Source organism: Thermus sp. (genome assembly GCF_056332225.1).
In genome coordinates this window covers 1-805 of the sequence record NZ_JBWGQW010000165.1, presented here as the reverse complement: position 1 = coordinate 805, position 805 = coordinate 1, and the positions used below count along the sequence as shown (strand labels likewise).

The following is an 805-nucleotide window of genomic DNA, read 5'->3' as shown; positions in this document are numbered from 1 at the left end:
CCAGGCCGGGCTCGGCTGGGGGGGAAGCTGCTTCCCCAAGGACACGGCGGCCCTCTTGGCCATGGGGCGGGAGTACGGCCTCTCCCTAGGCATCACCGAGGCCGCCCGGAAGGTCAACGAGGACCAGCGGCGATGGGCGGTGGACAAGCTCCTTGCCGAACTTAAGACCCTGAAGGGTCGGACCATCGCCCTTTTGGGCCTGGCCTTCAAGGCCAACACCGACGACCTGCGGGAAAGTCCAGCCCTGGAGCTGGCCCGGCTTTTCCTGGACCGGGGCGCCTTTTTAAGGGCCCACGATCCCGTGGCCCTGCCCCGAGCCCGCAAAGAGGTGTCCCTCCCCCTGGAGTATGCGGAAACGCCCGAGGAGGCCCTGCGCGGGGCGGACGCCGTGGTCCTGGCCACGGACTGGCCCCTGTACCGCACCTGGCCCTGGCAGGAGCTTAAGCCTCTCCTCCGCACCCCTTTGGTCCTGGATGCCCGGAACTTCCTGGACGGTAAGGCCCTCGAGGCCCTGGGCTACCGCTACCTGGGTATGGGGGTGCCGGCCTTGGGTACCCTGGAAAGGGTGGGGGTGTAATGCGGGTCCTTCTCACGGGAGCTGCGGGGTTTTTGGGGAGCCACCTGGCGGAGCGCCTCCTCCGGGAGGGGCACGAGGTGGTGGGGGTGGACAACCTCTCCACGGGCCAGGGGCGGAACCTGGAGCGCCTAAGGCGCCACCCGGGCTTCACCTTCCTCCGGGCGGACGTGGTCCAGCCTCTGGAGGTGGAGGGCCCCCTGGACTGGGTACTCCACTTCGCTTCTCCCG

At 68.9% G+C, this 805-nt stretch carries 2 protein-coding genes; both read left to right on the top strand.

The window, feature by feature from the left end; genetic code table 11:
- On the top strand, window positions 1-577 hold a 577-nt coding region (locus AC01Y6_RS10680), incomplete at its 5' end, for a UDP binding domain-containing protein (RefSeq protein WP_476671505.1).
- A partial coding sequence (locus tag AC01Y6_RS10675) for an NAD-dependent epimerase/dehydratase family protein (protein WP_476671503.1) occupies window positions 577-805 on the top strand: 229 nt, incomplete at its 3' end. The genes AC01Y6_RS10680 and AC01Y6_RS10675, both read left to right, overlap by 1 nt.